Here is a 19,907-nt window from a genome sequence, read left to right as displayed (position 1 = left end):
TATTAAATTTCACATACTATACTAATCTACGTTTTTTAATCTGTCAACTTCTTCATGAGATAATTCTCGGTATGTTCCTGAGATAAGAGAGTCAAGTGTAAGAAAAGCGTATTTTTCACGAGCTAATTTCTTCACCTGATGGTGAACTGCCTTGAACATTCTTTTTACTTGATGATATTGACCTTCATGAATTGTTAATTGCACTATTTGGTTGTTTTTCTTATGGTCGCTTCTAATGATCTTGACCTTTGCAGGGGCACAGCGATGTCGATCAATTTTGACTCCATGCTTCAGCTGACTGATTTCATCTGGGGTGAGGATTCCAGAAATCTTGGCAACATAAACCTTGGCTACATTGTTTCGCGGATGCATCAATAAATTGGCCAGTTCACCATCATTAGTCATTAAAAGTAATCCAGAAGTATCATAGTCTAGTCTGCCGATTGGATATAGGCGATAAGGCAAATCTTTAAAATAATCGACAACTGTTTTTCTCCCCTTATCATCGTTTGCAGTTGAGACCACTCCTCTAGGCTTGTAAAAGAGATAAGTATGCAAACTTTCTCTTTCAATGGGCTCACCATCAACCGTAATATTACTAAAAGTATCCACTTTAGTACCAAGTTTAGTTACTACATTGCCATCAACAGTGACTCGACCTTCAGAAATCATTTTTTCAGCCTTGCGCCGTGAGGCAATTCCTGCCTCAGCAATTACCTTTTGCAACCGTTCTAAAACCATTATTTTGCTCCTTTTTGAGTTTTTGCAATATTTTTATCTGCTTGACCTTTAGCTGCAAACAAATCTATTTCGCCTTCACTATTGATGCTATCATCTTCGAAATCTTCTATTAATGGTAAATCAGCCAGACTTTGGTACCCAAAGTATTGCAAAAAATACTCACTCGTTACGTACAAATTAGGATGACCCGGAGCATCTTTTTTACCATTAATTTTAACTAATCCACGCCAGATTAACGTTTGCAAAGCCCCAGATGAATTTACGCCTCTGATGTCATCTATTTCTACACGTGTAATTGGCTGCCGATAAGCAATAATAGATAGTATTTCCAACGCCGACTGACTTAAGCTCTTTGATAAATCTTTTTGAAAAAAATTTTCAATTGTTCTACTAACTTCTGGTCTAGTTGTCAATTTGTAAATATCATTGAGATGTTGTATTTGTAATCCTGAATCAGGATTTTTTTGTAGTTTTTCTTGCAAATTTTTGCTTAGTTCGCGCAATGCAGGTTTACCAACCTGCAAAAGTTCACATAAGTTGCTGCTTTCAATGCCATTATCGCCGGCAACATATAATAACGCTTCTAACTGCGCCATTTTACTTATCATTACTACCAACTCTTTCCAAGTTCAGGTCACCAAACATCCTCTTTTGTTTTACCCGAATTTCCTGTTTTTTACAAAGTTCAAGCAGTGCTAGGAACAAACCAATAACATCAGATAAAGTTTTCATTTTTTGACAACAGGCAAAAAAGCTTAACTGCTTGTTTCGCGCCAATTCCTCTTGCAAGAAAGTACTCATCTCTTTGACGGAAGTTTCCTTTACTTCAACTGAAACAATATCTGGCTGTCTGATTTTCAGTCTTTGTAAAATAATAATAAAAGTATTAGCTAATTCAGTAGAAGTAATTTGTCCTTTTGGCAAAGGCTGAATTTTTTTGCTTTCTGGTGCGCTCTCCTCTTTAGCCGCAGTGATCGGGACTTCCTCATTCCGCTTTTTGAAGTATGCTGAAACCTTTTTAAAAACCGAATAAGTGATAAGCTGCTGCACTAATTCATCCCTTGGATCTTCCTGTTCATCATTTTCTTCAGTAAAATCATTTTGCGGAAGAAGAGACTGAGACTTAATTCGCAAAAGCATCGATGACATAACAAAATATTCTCCTGCAATTTTTAAATTAAGTTTTTGCATTTGGTGCAAATAAGCTAGATATTGGCTTGTAATTTGAGCTATTGGAATGTCATAAATGTCAATTTTTTGCACTTTTATTAAATGTAACAGCAGATCCAAAGGACCTTCAAAGTTAGGCAGTTCAAGGGTAAGATTATCACTCATTTTTCTATATCCTTTTTTAGATACTTAATTAAATAAATATATTCAGGAACAGCCGTAATAACTTTGCTGGGATTATTTTGTGCCAACTCTTGAACTGCTTTAGCTTCATACTTAGCTTTACGATAATCAGGAGCAAAAGAAATATAACGAATGATTACAAAATGTTTACTTGATTGTGTACCTACCACCCCTATAAAATTAGGAGCCTTTGAACGATAGAGATATAAGCAAAACTCAGCACTGCTTTTATTTAATTGAATTTCATCCTTGAGATTAGCCAGATTTTTAAAATCAGAGAGATAAGATAATAAGCCCATAGCTACCTTTTCCTTATCATTTTTACATTCAATTAGCATTTAATCACCTTATGTTCGAGGATGCGTTTTTTCATAAACTTGTAAAATATGTTTTTGAGACAAATTTGTATAAATTTGAGTTGTACTAATATCTGAATGTCCCAAAATTTCTTGGACAACACGTAAATCTGCCCCATTTTCCAATAAATGTGTTGCAAAAGTATGTCTTAAAGTATGTGGAGTAACATTTTTTTGAATACCAGCCATTTTACAATAATGCTTAATAATTTGCCAAACGGCTTGTCTTGTTAAAGAGCTTCCCCTACTATTAAGAAAAACAAAATCAGTATTTTTGCCAATTTTTAATATTAATGGATCACGAACTTTTTCCTTATAGCTGTCTATCCAACTTAAAGCTACTTCACTAATTGGAATTAATCGCTCTTTTGATCCCTTGCCAAAAACTTTGACCAATTTCAGTTCTTCATGCAAATCAGTAAATTTGAGGTTAATTAATTCGCTTACTCTAATCCCAGTTGCATACAAAGTTTCAAGTAAGGCTCTATCACGTAAACCTAATTTCTTTTTTGTATCAGGTTGCTCAAGCAAATTATTAACTTCATTAACTGTCAAAGCGACTGGCAAAGTACGACGCTTTTTAGGTGAGTCTATTTCAAGCATTGGATTTAGTTTCTGAATATTCTGTCTTACCAGCCACTGGTAGAACTTTCGCAAACTGGTAATTAAGCGGCTAATAGAACTTGTGGCCTTTTTTTGATCGCGTTGTTCTGCCAAAAAAGCATCGATGTCAACAGCTTGTGTAGGCCAGGAAGTTAAATTTTCTTTTTGAAGAAAACTTATAAAAGAAGTTAAATCCTGCCTGTATGCTGTAATTGTGTTATTACTCAGACCACGTTCAACCTGACTATATCTTAAATAATCTTCAACTTGTTCTGATAAATTAGTCATTTTGGGCATCTTCTGGATCTTTTAATAATGAGATGGAACCAGCATTTTTGTCTTCCTTTATGTATTTAGCTTTAAGCAAGTGTCCTAAAGCTCTCTTAAAAGCTGATTTAGAAATACCAAAATAATTTTTAATATCCTGTGCGTCAGATTTATCGTAAAAAGGTAAGGTCTTATCTCTCTTTCTACGCAAACTCATTAAAATCATTTGTGCATCATCATCAATTTCCTCAAAAGCTCGTGGCAAAGTACTCAGATTCAAGCGACCATATTGGCTGATACCAACCACCCTGCCTCTGAATTGTTCCCCCAAACGCAAAGGACGTGCCATTTGTGATGGATGAACGAAGCCTAAATAATACTCCTTGGTGATTATAAATGCACCTACTTCACGAGCAGAATATACAGTACCAAAAATATCTTTATTCTTCATATCACCAGGAAAATGAGCTGCCAACTGTTCAAAAATATTTTCATCCGCCAATTTTGCCCAAATACGATTTTTTTCATCTGTTTCAAGGTGAACCAAAAGCTGATCTTCAGGTTGGGGCCAACGCTCTTTGTCATAAGGTAAGTCATCCATTGAAATTACGACATCTTTATCTGGCAAGCCAATATCGACGAAGACACCTAGGTTATATTTAACTTCGGTAACTTTGCTCCAGCCATATTGGTCTTGTTGAACAAAGGGTAAAAATTGCGTCATTTCACGATTATGTTGCTTATCATCGTATAAAAATCCCTTAATTTGATCTCCGAGCTGTGGCTTTTCTTCTTGTGTGATTTCTTTTCTTTTCAGTTCATAAGTAATACCGTCAATTTGAACAAAAAAAGATTCTTCGTTTTGGTCTATTATTTTTCCAGTTGCAATTGTGCCAAGCATGATTTTTCTCCTAAATCTAGAATGGGATCTGATAACAAGTATATCATTTTAAAGGAATAAATTGACATTAGTCAATCTAAATTTACTTCTGATCTCTCTAAATTCTAAACCAAACAAAAATAGCCAGTAATAAGCACTGGCTATTTTAATTCTTGCTTTTAATTAAAGATTTGAAACTTCGCCTTGATAAATAGCACCACGACGAGCATCAACAGTAATAGTAATACCACTGCCAATCTTTTCAGTTGCATCAGTAACTCCAACTACAACTGGAATTCCTAATGACAAACCTACAACAGCCGCGTGTGAAGTTAAGCCCGAGGCTTCAACAACTAAACCTGATGCCTTCTTAATTGCCGGCATGTAATCAGGATCAGTGGTCTTAGCAACTAAAATGTCGCCTTCTTTTGCTTTGCTAATAGCTTCTTCGGCACTATTAACAACAACTGTCTTACCGACAACAGAACCATTGCCAACACCAAGTCCCTGAGCCAATTTGCTACCGATGATCTGTAGTTTCATTAAGTTGGTTGTACCTGAATCACCAACAGGAACACCAGCAACGATAATGACCAAATCGCCATCTTTAACATAACCTTGCTCTTTAGCAACTCTAGCTGCTACATCAAACATATCATCAGTAGAAGCTGGTTTATCAGTCAGCATGGGCTGAACACCCCAAGAAATACCAAGTGAATGCTGGATCTTTTCATCAAAAGTTAATGCCAAGATGTTTGCGTTTGGACGGTACTTAGAAATCATTCTAGCAGTATAACCAGAATTAGTAGCCGTAATAATAGTCTTAACTCCTAATTCTTGGGCTGTCCGTACAACAGATTCCCCAATAGCTTCAGTAACATTCGAGCCCTTATATTCTTCAAATCTTTGAAGAGCTAGAGTATTGCGCTTAAGAAGCTCTTGTTCAGTTCTTTCATCAATTTCGGCCATAGCAGAAACAGCTTTAACTGGGTACAAACCATTAGCTGATTCACCAGAAAGCATAGTTGCATCAGTACCATCGAGAACTGCATTAGCAACATCGGAAACTTCAGCACGAGTTGGGCGAGGATTTTCTTGCATTGAGTCAAGCATTTGAGTAGCAGTAATAACAGGCTTACCAAGTGCGTTTGCCCTCTTGATTAAATCTTTTTGAACAAATGGCACATCAATAAACGGAATTTCGACACCCATGTCACCACGGGCTACCATTAAACCATCTGAAACTTGTAAGATTTCATCTGCATTATCAATACCTTCTTGTGACTCAATCTTAGGATAAATCTTAACATAATCACAGCCAGCATCTTCACAAAGCTTACGAATATCAAGAATGTCTTGCGCCTTACGTGCAAACGAAGCAAAGATAAAGTTAATGCCGTGAGCTAAACCAAACTTGATGTCATCAGTGTCTTTTTCAGTAATTCCTGGGAGGCGAATTTCGACACCAGGTGCATTAACACCTTTCTTAGAACCGATAACACCCGTATTTTGAGCTTCACAAACTAATTCTTTCTTTTCTTCGTCTTTTTCTTTAATTAATAAGTCAACTAAACCATCATCAATTAAAACGTGACCACCAACGTGAGTATCACCATAAAGACCTTCGTAAGTAACGTGAATCATGTCCTTGTTACCAGGCTTAGAATCATCCATCGACACACGAATTTGGTCTCCAGTATTAATGGTAAATTTGCCACCTTCTTGATCAGTGGTTCTAATCTCAGCACCTTTGGTATCCAATGCAATACCAAGTACTAAGCCAGTTTCTTTTTCAACTTGACGAACCATTTTCATCCGTGAAAGATGCTCAGCATGGTCACCATGTGAAAAGTTGAAACGAAATACATTTACGCCTGACTTGGCCAAAGCTGTAATAGTTTCAATATCATTTGAAGCTGGCCCTAAGGTACTAACAATTTTAGTTTTCTTCATTATTTAAAAATCTCCCCAAAATCGACTAATTATTTAGTCATTTCTTCATTAATATCAATTAACGATTCTTCACTGGCATGCTTTTCATCAAAAAGATCAAGAATATCATGGGTTTCTAATTGTCCATTCTCCATGCCGACAGCTAAACCGCCTTTACCATCAAGAAGTAACTTAACCGCATAATTTCCCATTTTTGTAGCATTAATCCTATCAGTAACCGTTGGCGCGCCACCGCGCTGCATGTGACCAATTACATTAGCCCTGCAATCGAATTCGCCGTATTTTAGAAGTTCTGTTCTAAAATCAGCGGCATCCATGACACCTTCAGCCAATATGATAATACCATTATCTTTGCCATCTTTAAAACCGCGCTTTAATCTTTCAGCAATTGCTTTAATGTCATAACTTCTTTCTGGAACAACAATTGCATCAGCACCACTTGCCAAACCAACACGCATAGCAATGTCGCCACAATTACGACCCATAACATTAACGACAAAAACACGATGATGACTGCTGGCAGTATCACGAATTCTATCAATGGCTTGCATTGCCGTATTGCAGGCAGTGTCAAGTCCGATAGTATAATCAGTGTATGGAATATCATTATCAATTGTTCCTGGCAAACCAATAGAGTTAATCCCTAAACGAGTCAATGCCAGTGCACCATGATAAGAACCATCACCGCCTATAACAATTACAGTATCAATATCATGCTTTTTTAATTGCTCAACCCCTTTTTCTTGCACTTCTTTTTGTGCAAACTCAGGGTAACGGGCACTATAAAGAAAAGTACCGCCCATGTTGATCATATGATCAACATTTTCAGCAGTCAAAGTAACAAAGTCACCTGCTACAAGCCCGGCATAACCATAACGAATACCAACAACGCCAAGTCCGTGATGAATAGCAGTTTTTGTAACAGCCCTAACAGTTGCATTCATGCCAGGAGCATCGCCACCGCTCGTTAAAATTCCAATTCGCTTCATGAATTCACCTCATCAAGATTTATTGTGTAATTTCTCACATCCACTAAATTTTAACATTCTTTCACGAAAAAATCTCACAAAAAATGATTAAAGTTCTTGATTTGACAGTCTTTTTCGATGTTAGCGTTAACATCAGCAATTTGTTCACGCTTACTCAAAAAAACTCTACTCTTTTAAATTTACAACTTTTAAATTAGTTAAAATATATTGTTTTTTACTTGAGTCGAAACGATCATTCTGAACTTTAACGCCTAATAAATAAATATTACCCTCCTTTAAATTCGATTGAATTTTATCATAAACATGAGGAAAAATTACAATATCCTGCTTACTGGTTGTGTCAGCAAAACTGCCAAAAGCCATTGTTTGACCCTTTTTGGTCCTCACAAGTTTTAATGACATCAGTTTGCCAACAGCTATTCCACCGTCATGAATTTGAAACTCATTTAATGGTTTAGCATTAAACTTCTGAGCATATTTTTGAACTGTAATTAATGGAGAAGTGAGTGTAGAAAAACCTAAAGTTTTTTCTTCCATCAAAGCCAATTCTTGTTTGTTAGGTTCTTTAGCGGGCTTAATAGGAACGCCACCTAGCCCTTCTGACAAAGCGAGATTTTCCCCCGTCAATTTAACATTTTCAATTATTTCAGGACAATTCTGTAACAATTCGTTCCGGTTTTTGTTAAGTTGGTCAAAACAACCAGATTTGATTAAAGATTCAACTACATTTGTAATGCTATTAGCTTTAATAAATTTGACATCAATCTGACGTAAAAAGTTGCTAAGAGAAACAAAAGGTTTCGCTTGACGCTTTGCAATTATTTCTTTAAGAAAATCTATTCTAACCCCTTTAATTGCTCGTAGACCAACCAAAATCCGCCCATCAATTACCTGATAAGCTAAATCACTTTTGTTAATGTCAGGTGGCAAAATTTTTACGCCATCCTCTTGAGCGCGCATTATATATTCGTTCGCCTTATTTTGATTGCCAATATTAGAATTAAGCATAGAGGCATAAAATTCAGCTGGATAATGAACTTGTAAGTATGCGAGCCAAAATGCGATCATTGTATACGCAACGGCATGTGAACGGTTGAAACCATAATTGGCAAATTGTTCAATATAGTCATATACACGGGTTGCAACCTGAACAGTCCTGCCGTTTTTTACTGCACCGTTGATAAATTTAGATTTTTCCTGTTCAATAACCTTTTGATCTTTTTTTGACATTGCTCTGCGTAAAATGTCGGCTTCTCCTAAAGAGAAGCCTGCCAGAACTCGGGCAGTTTGCATGACTTGTTCTTGGTAAACCAAAACACCATATGTTGAAGACAAAATTGGTTTTAAGCTGGGATCAGGGTATGTGACTTTCTGTATGCCCTTCTTGCGTGCAATAAAAGTTTTGATATTCTGCATTGGACCTGGACGATAAAGTGCATTGACTGCTACCAAATCTTCAAAATTATCTGGATGCAATTCACGCAAAACATTGCGAATTCCACCTGATTCAAATTGAAAGACGAGTTCCGTCTCACCCTTTTGAAAAATACTTAAAGTAGCCGGATCATCTAGGGGGATCTGATTAACATCGATCTTTTTTCCTTGCTCGCGAATCATTTTCTCCGTATCACCAAGAATAGTTAAATTTCTTAAGCCTAAAAAATCTATCTTTAATAATCCCAGTGATTCTACATATTTTTTTGTTTGCTGAGTTATCGGTATTCCCAATTGTCCTGATTGCAAGCCGGCAATGGCAGCAATAGAATTATCGCTAAGAACTAAACCAGCAGCATGGATTGAATAGTGGCGTGGCAGGCCTTCTAATCCACTTGCCGTTTCATAAAGCAACTTGTTCATGTCATTTGCATTCACCAGCATTTGCATTTTTTTGGATTCTTTATAAGCCTGAGCCAGACTTATTTTGCCTTTTGCGAAAGGTACGCTTTTAGACCACTCACTTAATTGCATTTCTTGAAGACCAAATACTCTGCCAGTATCACGCAAAACTTGCTTAGCTGCCAAAGTCCCAAATGTGAGAATCTGAGCAGCATGATCCATGCCGTATTTATTAAACATATATTTTATGACATCATCACGACGATTATCTGGTATATCCAAATCAATATCTGGCATTTCGTGTCTGGCAGGATTTAAAAAACGCTCAAATAGCAAGTTATATTTAATTGGATCAACTTCAGTGATATTTAAAGAATAGGAAACTAACGATCCACAAGCTGATCCTCTGCCTGGACCCATCGCAATTCCAACTCGATGGCAGTAGTTTACAACATCCCAAACAATCAAAAAGTAATCGTTAAAGCCCATTTGATCTATTACTTGTAATTCATAATTTAGCTGTTTTTGATAATCAGAGGGAACTTTACGTTGACCAAAACGATTTTGTAAACCCTTTTTAGCCAAAAATTGTAGAAAATCCTTGGAAGTTGAATATTGATCCTGCTTATATTTCGGCAGAACTGGAGTTTGAAATATAATTTTAGCATTGCAGATAGAAGCGATTTTTTCTGTATTTTCTAAAGCCTCATCTAAACCCAGTTTATGGTAGCGTTCGCTCAATTCTTCAATAGAAGGCAAATAATGAGAACCAGATTGTTTAGCTAAATCTGTGATATCTTCCAAAACCTCACCTTTTTTTATAGCTTGTAAAGTTTTACGTAAAAACTGATCGCGAGGCTTTAAATAACAGGTATCTTCAACGCTAACTATTGGTAAATCAAACTGTTTTGATAACCCTCTGACATATTGTATATAATTTTTTTGCTTTTCACTGCCATAAACTCCTATATATAAGGAACTAGATTTAGGTATTATGCTAATTAACTGACGCAAAAAATCTGTTCCTAAATTTTCATTCTGCATCTGCAAGTTTAATAACTCACTATGCAAATTTGCTGGTATAATAAATATCAAATCATTTAAATCCTTGGTTAAATCTGCTATAGTTAGAATTTTTTGCTTATTGCCATTATCTGTCAAAAGGTTGATTCTACTTGATAAACGCAAGATATTTCGATAACCCTCATCAGTCTTTGCTAAAGCGATAAGATCATATCGGTGAGCACTGTCAATTAATCCACTTAACCTTAACTGCATCCCTAAAAGTGGTTTAATCCCAACTTTTTGGGCCACTTCAAAAAAATTAACTAATCCATAGGTTACGTTAATATCAGTTAAGCCTACAGCTTCATAACCTAATTCCTTTGCAGTAGTCAGCAAATCTTTGATTTTTATTGGACTGTCTAAAAGGGTAAAAGAGCTAAGGTTTTGCAATGCAGCGTATTTCATATTCAGTTCACCTTCCATATAAATAAGTATACCAAAAAGCTATCTTTTGGATTGAAAACCTGCATAATATTTGTTAAAATTCAAGGGTATGAAAGAAGGAAACGCTATGGGTCGTTATATCGTAACTATTTGCTGGAGCGTTGTTTACATGTTAATTGTAGGTTTTATTGCCGCTCCTCTAACCCAACATGTTTTTAATCTAAGTGAAGCTGCTATTGTTGGTTTGATTTTTGGTCTGTTATTTGCAGCCATTATCCCCACAATCACGGCACATTCTCATAAAGACAAAAGTAAGTATTCTAAACTTAAGTAAATAAAAAAGTCATTAGCTCTCACCTAATGACTTTTTTATTTACTTAAAACTATAATTGTGTGACAAATTAATCTTTGGATGATTTTTAGTCAAAAATTCTTTGAACATTTCCACATAATCTTTATCCAGAATTTTTTCAATCTTATTAATATTGTAATCAGGGTAGAAGCCACCGCCCATAGCACGATAATTATTAACGGCCAAACGATACTTTTTTTGCTCTAAAATTGGTTGCCCGTTTAATTCAAACTTAGTTAAGCGACTCCCAACAGGTCTCAGAACATCCGCTTCATAATTAAGCGGGTAAAAAACATCAAAATTAAAAAGCTGATTGCGATACTGAGGGTCAAACATAATTTTGCCCCTTTTATCCTTAATTAAAAATTTTAGTGGATATTCGACAATATTGCGTAGTTCTTTCCCGGTTACTTTAACTATACATAATTGATTAGCAAAAGGATAATTTAGCAAAATATCACGCATTGAAACATTTTTATTAAATCCTTGAGCTGTTTCACTCATCAAAGCTGTTGCTGAGACATCAGCCTTTGTAAAATACAGTTGCATATCCTGCAATAAATTAATAAACGGTGAACCCTTAATTCTAGCTTCATCTGCATTTAAAATAAGAGCAGGTTCATCTAAATAAGCAATTGGTTGGTCAAGCCATTTTTGTGCCTTCTGTTCCAGTGACAAACTGGAAGCAGTAATTTCACAATCAGATTCATAGTTTTGAGCGTCAATCAATTCAGTAGAGATTGCTTTTATTTCCTTGCTTCGCTGGTCGATATCCAACACTATTTTACCAATAGATTCTCCGCGATAACCTGGTTGTACAATGGCAGTTTCATGGTCTACGATATTTAGTCTTCGATGCTGATGCCCTGTCAGCATTACATCAATATCAGGAATTTCTTGTAAAATACGATATCCTTCATTTTCTCCTGTTTGTGGCTCCTTGCGTGTTCCAGTGTGAAGATCTGCTTCAAAACCGCCATGATAAAGCACAGCCAAGACATCGACTTTAGGCCTTAAAAAAGCTGTTATTTGCTTAACCTGCTCAAAAGCAGATTTAAATTTTAATCCCTCAACGTGGTCTGCTGGCTCCCAAAACGGTACCCGTTGTGTAGTAATACCAATAATTCCTACCTTTATACCGTTTTTATTGATAATGATATAATCTTGTCCAAAGGCCGGCAAATCATTTTGTTCAGCCAATATATTGCTATTTAAAAAAGTAGCTTTACTATAAGCTAAATATTTTTTTAAATAGCTTAATCCAAAATTAAAGTCATGATTGCCTAAACATCTGACATCATACTCGATGAGATTATAGCAATCTGCAAATGCTTTTAAATTAGCATCACTATTCGACTCATGTACATAAGCCGCTAAAGGCGAGCCTTGAAGACAGTCACCTGAATCGGTCACAATTACATTTTCAGCACCATATTTATCTCGCTGCTGTTTTATTATGCTACTCAGTCTGCTTAATCCAAAAGGAGCAGCATAACTATTTTTTTCTTGATAGTCCGTGGGAAAAATAAAGCCATGAATATCACTTGAATGTAAGAATACGAGTTTCATTTCACCTTTTCCTCTTCCTAGATGGGGAATTGCCTAATTTTTAAAATAAAAAAAGACACCCGTTTTTGGTGTCTTTTAATTATTGATTGTCATTTGAGTTAGTTTGACTAACAACTTGACGACCCTTGTAATATCCTTTAGGTGAAACGCGGTGGCTTAAGCGATATTCACCAGTGGTTGCATCATAATGCATTGCTGGTACAGTTAACTTAATATGACCACGACGTGAACGTTTCTTTTGCTTAGAAGTATGTCTTTTAGGAACTGCCATTTAACTGATCTCCTTTTTTGTAGAATTACGATTTTAGGTTACTTAAAAGTACCCAAAATACTTCACGTTTGTTAATGATACTATTGTATCCCAAATAAATCAAGCTATATTAGTTATTCTTGTCTTGATTATGACCATAAGAACCCCAAAAATAACCAATTAGAACTCCGATAATTATCATCAATACTAAAATAATGATCAAAGGCAATTTGAACTGAAATAAGCCAAAATTAATGGTAACATTATTCGTATTTAAAACAACGAAAATTACAGCCAGTAAGGTTAAAATCAATGTAAAGATGAGCTTAATCTGTTTTGTTTTACTTTTCATACTCTGCACTACTTTCTTGAGGCAAACTTCAGCGATAATTCATCACCTATCGTTGGGAACAGGTTATATAATTTAGCCAAAATTGCTAAACTAACTGGTAAATTGAGCTCACGTTTATTACTACCAAAGAAATGAACCACTTGCCAGGCAACATCATCCGGATCCAGGACAAATTTTTGTACGCTTTCAGCATAATGCCCACTCTTATCAGCAATATTAAAGAAATTTGTATAAACCGGTCCGGGATTAACCGTCATGACCTTAACTCCAAATGGTTTTAGTTCCAAACGCAAAACATTCGAAAATTGAATAACAGCTGCTTTTGATGCACTATATGCAGCTGACTTTACAGTAGGAACTTTACCTGCTATTGAACCAATATTAATAATTTGTCCGGATTTTTGTTCCATCATTAGTCGACCAACTAAGCGGCTAAAATACATTAATCCTAAAACATTAACTTGAAACATGGCTGTAACTTCACGACGGTTTGACTCTACAAAATTTTCAAATTTGCCAAAGCCTGCGCAATTAACTAAATAGTCAACATGCTTAGTTAAATTAATAATTTTAGTAAAAGCAGCATCTATCTGGTCGCTTTGACTCATGTCAGTCACTATAGTATAAGAGTCAGCTCCTGACAACTCATGTGCTTCAGAAGCTACCTTTTCCAGCTTTGCCTTATTTCTGGCAATTAAAATAACTGTTGCTCCTCTGCCAGCACTTTCCAATGCGATAGAATGGCCTATCCCACTTGAAGCTCCTGTTATTACAACCACTTTATTTCTAAGAGAATCACTCATCTTTTTCTCCTTTCATCGGAATTACAATTCGGTCAAAATCATTAGCTAATCTTGTATTTGCAAATATCTTTTGTGCCTGATTTTCCAGCTTTTTGGCTTTAGCTCCTAAATATCTAGCAGAAATATGATTTAAATATAAACGTTTAACATTATTATCACGTGCAACCTTCGCGGCTTCAACTGCCGTAGAATGGTAATATGAATGAGCTAAATCTGCCTCATTACCGGCAAAAGTAGATTCATGCACCAAAACATCCGCATTCTGTGCTAGTTGTGCTATTGCAGGAGTAGCACGTGTATCATAAATAATAGTAATAATTCTACCTTTTTTGTTAGGGCCCAAAAAATCATTTCCATCTAATATAGTACCATTATCTAGAACAATTTTTTCACCATTTTTAAGTTTACCAAGTAAAGGCCCATTAGGTACATTATATTGCGCTAATTTATCCATTAAAAGTTCTCCCGGACGATCATCTTCAACCACTCGATAGCCAAAACTAGGTACTCGATGGGCTAATTTTTCTGCATATACTCTAAAACCATTCTGTTGAAAAATTAATCCTCCATTTTCTAAAACAACAAACTTAATAGGATAGCTAATTTTTGTACGTGAAATTTTTAAAGCTGTTCTAACAAATTGCTCTAGACCTGCAGGTCCATAAATGGTAATGGGACCAACATCTCCTTGAAATGATCTTGTTGCCAGCAATCCAGGCAAGCCGAAAATATGATCACCATGATTGTGGGAAATGAATATTTTTGTGACTTTACGCAATCTAATATTTGTTCGTAAAATTTGATGCTGTGTGGCTTCTCCCACATCAAATAACCAAATTTCATTAATTTCATCAAGCATTTTCAAAGCGATGCTTGATACATTACGTTTCTTTGAGGGTTGCCCTGCTCCAGTTCCTAAAAATTGTAACTCCATACTCTACCTATCTAATACATAGCATTTTCAACTATTTCTTTAACAATTAAAGCACTGTAGTGCTTTGATCCTATTGGTGTTGGATGCGTTTTATCTTCATAAAACCAATTTGGATGATTCTTTGCATATGAATACCAATTAATCACCATAAAATTATGATATTTTTTCGCTGCCTCATTTAATAAATTATTAACATCATTTTGCCAAGGCTTCGCCGGTACATATGTGTTTATCCAAAATACCTGTCTTTTATGTCCTAACTGCTTCATTAAATCATCTATATCAGACATTTTAAATGGACCATTAGTACCCAAACCTATTAATACATTCTTTCCTAAAACATTCTCATTCTGATAATGTTTTAATAAATCGAACGAAACATTTAGTTGACGTGAAATAGCCGCATCAATCACAGCCTTAGGCAACAAATCTTTCAAATCATTGCTAGAGCCAGCCATAACTGAATCACCGATAGCAGTCAAATCAATTTTACGTGCTAATTGAATTTCAATTTGTGAGATACCAAATTTCTCAAAAGATTTTTTTATTGGATGTTTCTTTGCTGCTTGTTTAGCTTCTTTTATAAGTTTAGCCTTTTTTTGTTCTCTGGGACTAATTTTTTGGTATTCCTTGATTAAAGCATTATTGTCTTTTCTTTGTTGTTTGCGATTTGCTCTAATTCTGCGAGCCAATTGACTTTGATTGAAATTTTGGGCTTGTGCAGCAGGAGAAATTAAAATTGCAATGCTACCAGTTAAAAAAATCAAGCCTATAAGAATAGCCCACACTTTTTGAAAATAATTTTTTGATTTCTTATCGCGAAGTTGTTGCAAATATTTTTTTGCTTTTTGTAAAGATATTTTTCCAAATGGTTGTTCTACAACTCTGTATGCAAGCTCACTTGAAATGACTATCAAAATTAGTTCAATAAAGCGATAAAGCAAAACATGATCTGCCATATTGGAAACTTTATCTTCAAAAAAAATCATTATAGGAAACTGATAAAGATAAATTTCATAACTTCTTGAGCCAATCCAATTAAAAATAGGGTTGGTTAACCATTTATTCCAGTGACTCCCTGGATGAGCAGTTACACCAACCAGTATCGTTGTAAACAACGTGAACAAAAACATACCACCCAAATAGGTAAATGCTTTCTCTGCATTCATTATTGGCGAAAGAAATAAAATTATGATTCCACAAAAAGAAATCAGACCGAAAATATCTAATAAAAGGTAATAATTATGCTTGATATTTCTTTTCAACTTGTTCAATGGCCAAACCACAGCCAGTGCAGCCCCTAGGCCTAAAGAAAAAAATCTAGTGTCTGTGCCATAATAAATGCGATTGATATTAACATCGGTTTTAAACATTATTGCCATTTCAATTGCGGAAAGTATTGATAAAATTAGTAAAATGCTAAAAATATTTTTTCTCTTTTTGCCATATTTTACTAATAGGAAAATAACTAATGGCCACAGTATATAAAATTGCCCGTTAATTGACATTGTCCATAAATGGACAAATGGAGATTCGCTAGCGGCAAAACGTTCAAAGTAGCTCTGCCCATTTAAAATTTGCCAAAAATTATAGATATTAAGCAAGTTTGCCACAACTATTTGACTTAGTTTGGCAAGTAAATTCTGCTGAAATAAAACTATATACGCTGCAGAAATCCACAATACTGCAATTAATGGCGGATATATTTTTTTAATTCTACTCCAATAAAACTTTTTTGTATTATAAAACCCATTTTCATCATACGCCTTTAGTATTTGGCATGTAACCAGGTAACCTGACAAAACAAAAAAAATCGGTACGCCAAGATATCCGCCAACAAAAGTATTAGGATCGAAGTGATAAAGAATCACTCCAATTACTGCCAAAGCTCTAAGTCCAGAATATCCTGTGATATATCGATTTTTTGTCATGTTTCAAAACTTTTCTATTTATTATTGGACAAATTCAAAGTTGAATGAGCCAATTATTACATCATCGCCGTCAACGGCTCCTTTTTTACGTAGAGCATCATCCACTCCCAGATTCTTAAGCTTCCGAGCTAATCTCATAACACCATCCTGATAATCAAGATTGGTTCGCTCCACTAATCTTTCCAGGTTTTCACCTTTAATCTCAAAAACATGATCTTCTAGTTTGGTGATAGTAAAATCATTCTTTTGACTTGCCTGATATTTATACTCTTTTACTTTTTGAACAAGTTCAGGCTTCTGCAATGCTCGTTCTTTTTCTACTTGCTCTACTACGGTCGCAGTATCCTGCAACAATTGTTCAATTCCTTCATGTGTCACACTTGAAATAGCATAAACAGGCGCTTGGATTTTTTCCGTTTTCAAATCTTTCTTGAATTGTTTTAATTTTTCACTTGCACCAGAAATATCCATTTGAGTTGCGACAATTATTTCTTTTCTATCTTTTAGATTTTTATCATAAGTTAACAGTTCTTGACGAATTGTCTGGTAATCTCGAAGCGCATCACGGCCATTAGCAGGATCCATCGCCACCAAGTGCAAAATCACCTTTGTTCTTTCAATATGACGTAAAAATTGTATACCAAGACCTACGCCATGACTTGCTCCCTCAATCAAACCAGGCAAATCAGCCATTGAAAAGTCACGACTATCGGGTAAAATAACCATACCCAAATTAGGCGTTAAAGTCGTAAAAGAATAAGCAGCTATTTTGGGTTTAGCTTTCGTGACAACTGATAATAATGTTGACTTGCCAACTGAAGGAAAACCCACAAGACCAACATCTGCCAAAACCTTTAGTTCTAGGCGCAATACTCGGTCTTCACCAGGTTCACCGTTTTCAGCAATTTCAGGTGCAGTATTAACACTCGTTGCAAAGTGAATATTGCCTCGTCCACCTTTACCACCATGCGCTACAACCAATTCTTGTTTATTTTCAGTTAGATCACCAATTTCTTCATTGGTATCAAAGTCATATACAGTCGTTCCAACAGGAACTTTAAGATACAAATCCTTAGCTCCTCGACCATATTGAGATTTTATGCGACCATCTTCACCATTTTCTGCCTTGAACTTACGGCGGTACCGAAAGTCCATTAATGTTCTCAAACCGCTATCAGCGACAAATATAATACTACCGCCACGACCACCATCGCCACCAGCGGGGCCACCATTTGGGACATATTTTTCATGGCGGAAAGCGACCATGCCGTCTCCGCCTTTACCAGCTTGAACTTCAATCTTAGTTTGATCGACAAATGTGGGCATATAAATTCTCCTTCCGTCTTTCTTAACCTTATTACTATACCACTATACCACAAAAAGTTTAGACTATTGTGGTAAAAATTGATATTTACAAAGTCAACTTAACTGTCTGGGCTTGGGGCAATGTTAAGCCAGCAGAACGTAATTCATCAATTGAGGCCTCTTTAATTTTTTTCAAAGAACCAAATTTTCGTAAAAGCTTATTTCTGCTTTTTGGTCCGATCCCTTTAATTGAATCGAGTTTGCTCGATAAAGCATTTTTAGCATGAGTTCTTCTATGGAAAGTGATTGCAAAGCGGTGTACTTCATCTTGAATTCGTGTCATTAAATAGAAACCTTGAGATTTTGGATTCAAGGGTATTAATTTCAAAGGCACTCCATTAATTGGATCTCCATATAAAAGGTGGTTGGTTCTGTGTTTGTTATCCTTGACCATACCAGCTACTGGAATATTAAGGTTCAGCTCATTGCGTAAAATATCTTCACAAGCATCTACCTGAATTTGACCACCATCCATCAAAATTAGATCTGGCATTGGTTTATGTTCCTTAAGTAGTCTGCTATATCTTCTGCGAACAACTTCACGAGTATTACGAACCTCATCGCCACCATTTTGATGCTCAACTTCACCCTTTAATTTATATTTACGATAAGAGTTTTTATCTGGTTCACCATCTTTAAAAACGACTAAAGCTGAAACCGGATCAGCTCCTTGAATATGAGAATGGTCAAAACTTTCAATAACATGACCATAAGGCAAACCTAAGGAATCAAAAATTTCTTTCTGTGCACCCTTTGTTTTTCTATTTCCTAATTCTAATAAGCGAAACTTCTCATCAAGTTTGAGCTTTGCATTGTCTTTTGCCATATTTAATAAAGAGCGTTTTTGACCTCTTTTTGGCGTTCTCACAGGCACATGCAAGACTTCACTCAGTGCCTCATTGTCAATTTTGGCAGGTATTAAAACTTCTTTTGGCAGTATTCTATTCTTTTGCCCATAAAATTGAACAATAAAGGACGCAAACGTATCTTCTGGATCGTTAGTGTCTGTCAGTGGATACATTCTAGTCTCACTTCTAAGCAGCTTTGCTTGCCGTAAAAAGAAAATTTGAATAGCTATCCATGATTTATCAACATAAAAATTAAATATGTCACGCTGAGTATTGTCATTTGAAATAATTTTTTGCTTTTCAACGGTTTCTTCAATGTAATTAAGCTGATCACGAATTTCAGCTGCTCGCTCAAACTCAAGATTTTCAGATGCAGCTGCCATTTTTTCGTTAAGATCTTTCTTTACCCAACCTATATCACCGTTTAAAAAGCTCTTAATCTTTTTTATTTGAGCTTCATAGACTGACTTAGGGACCGTTTTAAAACATGCTCCCAAACATTGTCCCATATGATAATACAAACAAGGCCTGCCCTGCTTGCCATGGCAACGTCTTAAAGGAAAAACTTTTTGAATAAACTTAAGCGTAGCCTGTGCAGCATAAACATTAGGATAAGGTCCAAAATAATAACCACCATCTTTTCTAATAATACTGGTTAATTTGGTTTGTGGATCACGTTCATTAGTAATTTCAATATATGGATAGCCCGTTCCTTGTTTTAACTGCACATTGTAATATGGCTGATATTTTTTAATAAGTGTAACTTCAAGCAAAAATGCTTCTTTATCAGTTGAAACGGTGATGATATCATAATCTCGAATATCTTCAACTAATTCCGCTCTTCTGCCAACTTGAGTACTTTTGAAATAGGAACGTACTCGACTCCTGAGATTTTTCGACTTGCCAACATAAATAACCTTGCCGTTTACATCTTTCATTAAGTAACAGCCAGGCTTAGCTGGTAAAAGTTTTAATTTATTTTCAATCAGCTGAGTTGCCAAAAAATCACTCCCCAAATTCGCTATCATATTTTAACATACAATTCATAGTTTTAAATTTGCTTTTGCTTAGTTATC

Annotated in this window: 18 protein-coding genes; 1 reads left to right on the top strand and 17 read right to left on the bottom strand. The window is 35.6% G+C overall.

All coding sequences use genetic code 11. From position 1 onward, the window contains the following. Positions 1–21: 21 nt before the first annotated feature. From H3T43_RS00425 to H3T43_RS00385, 9 genes are all read right to left on the bottom strand, one after another. Complete coding sequence (locus H3T43_RS00425) at positions 22–741, bottom strand: pseudouridine synthase (protein ID WP_198211779.1); 720 nt, start codon at positions 739–741, stop codon at positions 22–24. After that, complete coding sequence (scpB, locus tag H3T43_RS00420) at positions 741–1,349, bottom strand: SMC-Scp complex subunit ScpB (RefSeq protein WP_198211778.1); 609 nt, start codon at positions 1,347–1,349, stop codon at positions 741–743. Before scpB ends, H3T43_RS00425 begins: the two co-directional genes overlap by 1 nt. Continuing rightward, positions 1,339–2,076 (bottom strand): ScpA family protein, encoded by a 738-nt coding sequence (locus H3T43_RS00415; RefSeq protein ID WP_034979251.1) that lies wholly within the window; start codon positions 2,074–2,076, stop codon positions 1,339–1,341. Before H3T43_RS00415 ends, scpB begins: the two co-directional genes overlap by 11 nt. Continuing rightward, positions 2,073–2,432, bottom strand: coding sequence for a reductase (locus H3T43_RS00410; RefSeq protein WP_187154746.1), 360 nt, complete (start codon positions 2,430–2,432; stop codon positions 2,073–2,075). Before H3T43_RS00410 ends, H3T43_RS00415 begins: the two co-directional genes overlap by 4 nt. Before the next feature lie 9 nt (positions 2,433–2,441). After that, positions 2,442–3,341 carry a site-specific tyrosine recombinase XerD gene (xerD, locus tag H3T43_RS00405; RefSeq protein ID WP_370520761.1) on the bottom strand — a complete coding sequence of 300 codons (900 nt, stop codon included), beginning with the start codon at positions 3,339–3,341 and terminating at the stop codon, positions 2,442–2,444. Then, positions 3,334–4,221, bottom strand: a complete 888-nt coding sequence (locus H3T43_RS00400) for a S1 RNA-binding domain-containing protein (protein WP_198211776.1) — start codon at positions 4,219–4,221, stop codon at positions 3,334–3,336. The genes xerD and H3T43_RS00400 overlap by 8 nt, the downstream gene beginning before the upstream one ends. Positions 4,222–4,383: 162 nt before the next feature. Further along, positions 4,384–6,153, bottom strand: a complete 1,770-nt coding sequence (pyk, locus tag H3T43_RS00395) for a pyruvate kinase (RefSeq protein WP_034979262.1) — start codon at positions 6,151–6,153, stop codon at positions 4,384–4,386. A gap of 29 nt (positions 6,154–6,182) precedes the next feature. Beyond that, a complete protein-coding gene (pfkA, locus tag H3T43_RS00390; RefSeq protein ID WP_198211775.1) occupies positions 6,183–7,142 on the bottom strand; it encodes a 6-phosphofructokinase in 960 nt (319 codons plus the stop codon). A gap of 165 nt (positions 7,143–7,307) precedes the next feature. After that, a complete protein-coding gene (locus H3T43_RS00385) occupies positions 7,308–10,448 on the bottom strand; it encodes a DNA polymerase III subunit alpha (protein WP_198211774.1) in 3,141 nt (1,046 codons plus the stop codon). Positions 10,449–10,554: 106 nt separating this feature from the next. Between H3T43_RS00385 and H3T43_RS00380 the strand changes: the two genes are divergently transcribed. Then, positions 10,555–10,761 carry a YjzD family protein gene (locus H3T43_RS00380; RefSeq protein ID WP_034979269.1) on the top strand — a complete coding sequence of 69 codons (207 nt, stop codon included), beginning with the start codon at positions 10,555–10,557 and terminating at the stop codon, positions 10,759–10,761. Positions 10,762–10,800: 39 nt separating this feature from the next. Here the strand turns inward: H3T43_RS00380 and H3T43_RS00375 are convergent, their stop codons facing one another. The 8 genes from H3T43_RS00375 to uvrC all read right to left on the bottom strand — a co-directional run bounded on the left by H3T43_RS00375 (position 10,801) and on the right by uvrC (position 19,832). Continuing rightward, the gene (locus H3T43_RS00375) at positions 10,801–12,348 is read right to left on the bottom strand and encodes a bifunctional UDP-sugar hydrolase/5'-nucleotidase (RefSeq protein WP_198211773.1); all 1,548 of its coding nucleotides are present in this window, start codon (positions 12,346–12,348) and stop codon (positions 10,801–10,803) included. Positions 12,349–12,427: 79 nt separating this feature from the next. Next, on the bottom strand, positions 12,428–12,619 hold the full coding sequence (gene rpmF / locus H3T43_RS00370; RefSeq protein ID WP_034979275.1) for a 50S ribosomal protein L32: 192 nt from the start codon (positions 12,617–12,619) through the stop codon (positions 12,428–12,430). Between the two features lie 109 nt (positions 12,620–12,728). Then, positions 12,729–12,950, bottom strand: coding sequence for a lipopolysaccharide assembly protein LapA domain-containing protein (locus tag H3T43_RS00365; RefSeq protein ID WP_198211772.1), 222 nt, complete (start codon positions 12,948–12,950; stop codon positions 12,729–12,731). An 8-nt stretch (positions 12,951–12,958) separates the two neighbouring features. Next, positions 12,959–13,753 (bottom strand): SDR family oxidoreductase, encoded by a 795-nt coding sequence (locus H3T43_RS00360; RefSeq protein WP_198211771.1) that lies wholly within the window; start codon positions 13,751–13,753, stop codon positions 12,959–12,961. After that, positions 13,746–14,687: a ribonuclease Z gene (gene rnz, locus H3T43_RS00355; RefSeq protein WP_187154752.1), complete on the bottom strand. Its 942-nt coding sequence runs from the start codon at positions 14,685–14,687 to the stop codon at positions 13,746–13,748. The genes H3T43_RS00360 and rnz overlap by 8 nt, the downstream gene beginning before the upstream one ends. Positions 14,688–14,698: 11 nt before the next feature. Beyond that, on the bottom strand, positions 14,699–16,618 hold the full coding sequence (locus H3T43_RS00350; protein WP_198211770.1) for an acyltransferase family protein: 1,920 nt from the start codon (positions 16,616–16,618) through the stop codon (positions 14,699–14,701). A gap of 21 nt (positions 16,619–16,639) precedes the next feature. Further along, on the bottom strand, positions 16,640–17,944 hold the full coding sequence (gene obgE, locus H3T43_RS00345) for a GTPase ObgE (RefSeq protein ID WP_198211769.1): 1,305 nt from the start codon (positions 17,942–17,944) through the stop codon (positions 16,640–16,642). 85 nt (positions 17,945–18,029) lie between these two features. Then, complete coding sequence (gene uvrC, locus H3T43_RS00340) at positions 18,030–19,832, bottom strand: excinuclease ABC subunit UvrC (protein ID WP_198211768.1); 1,803 nt, start codon at positions 19,830–19,832, stop codon at positions 18,030–18,032. Positions 19,833–19,907 lie beyond the last annotated feature (75 nt).

The sequence above is a fragment of the Lactobacillus sp. M0396 genome (assembly GCF_016101625.1).
GTDB lineage: Bacteria > Bacillota > Bacilli > Lactobacillales > Lactobacillaceae > Lactobacillus > Lactobacillus huangpiensis.
This window is presented reverse-complemented; position numbering and strand designations above follow the sequence as displayed.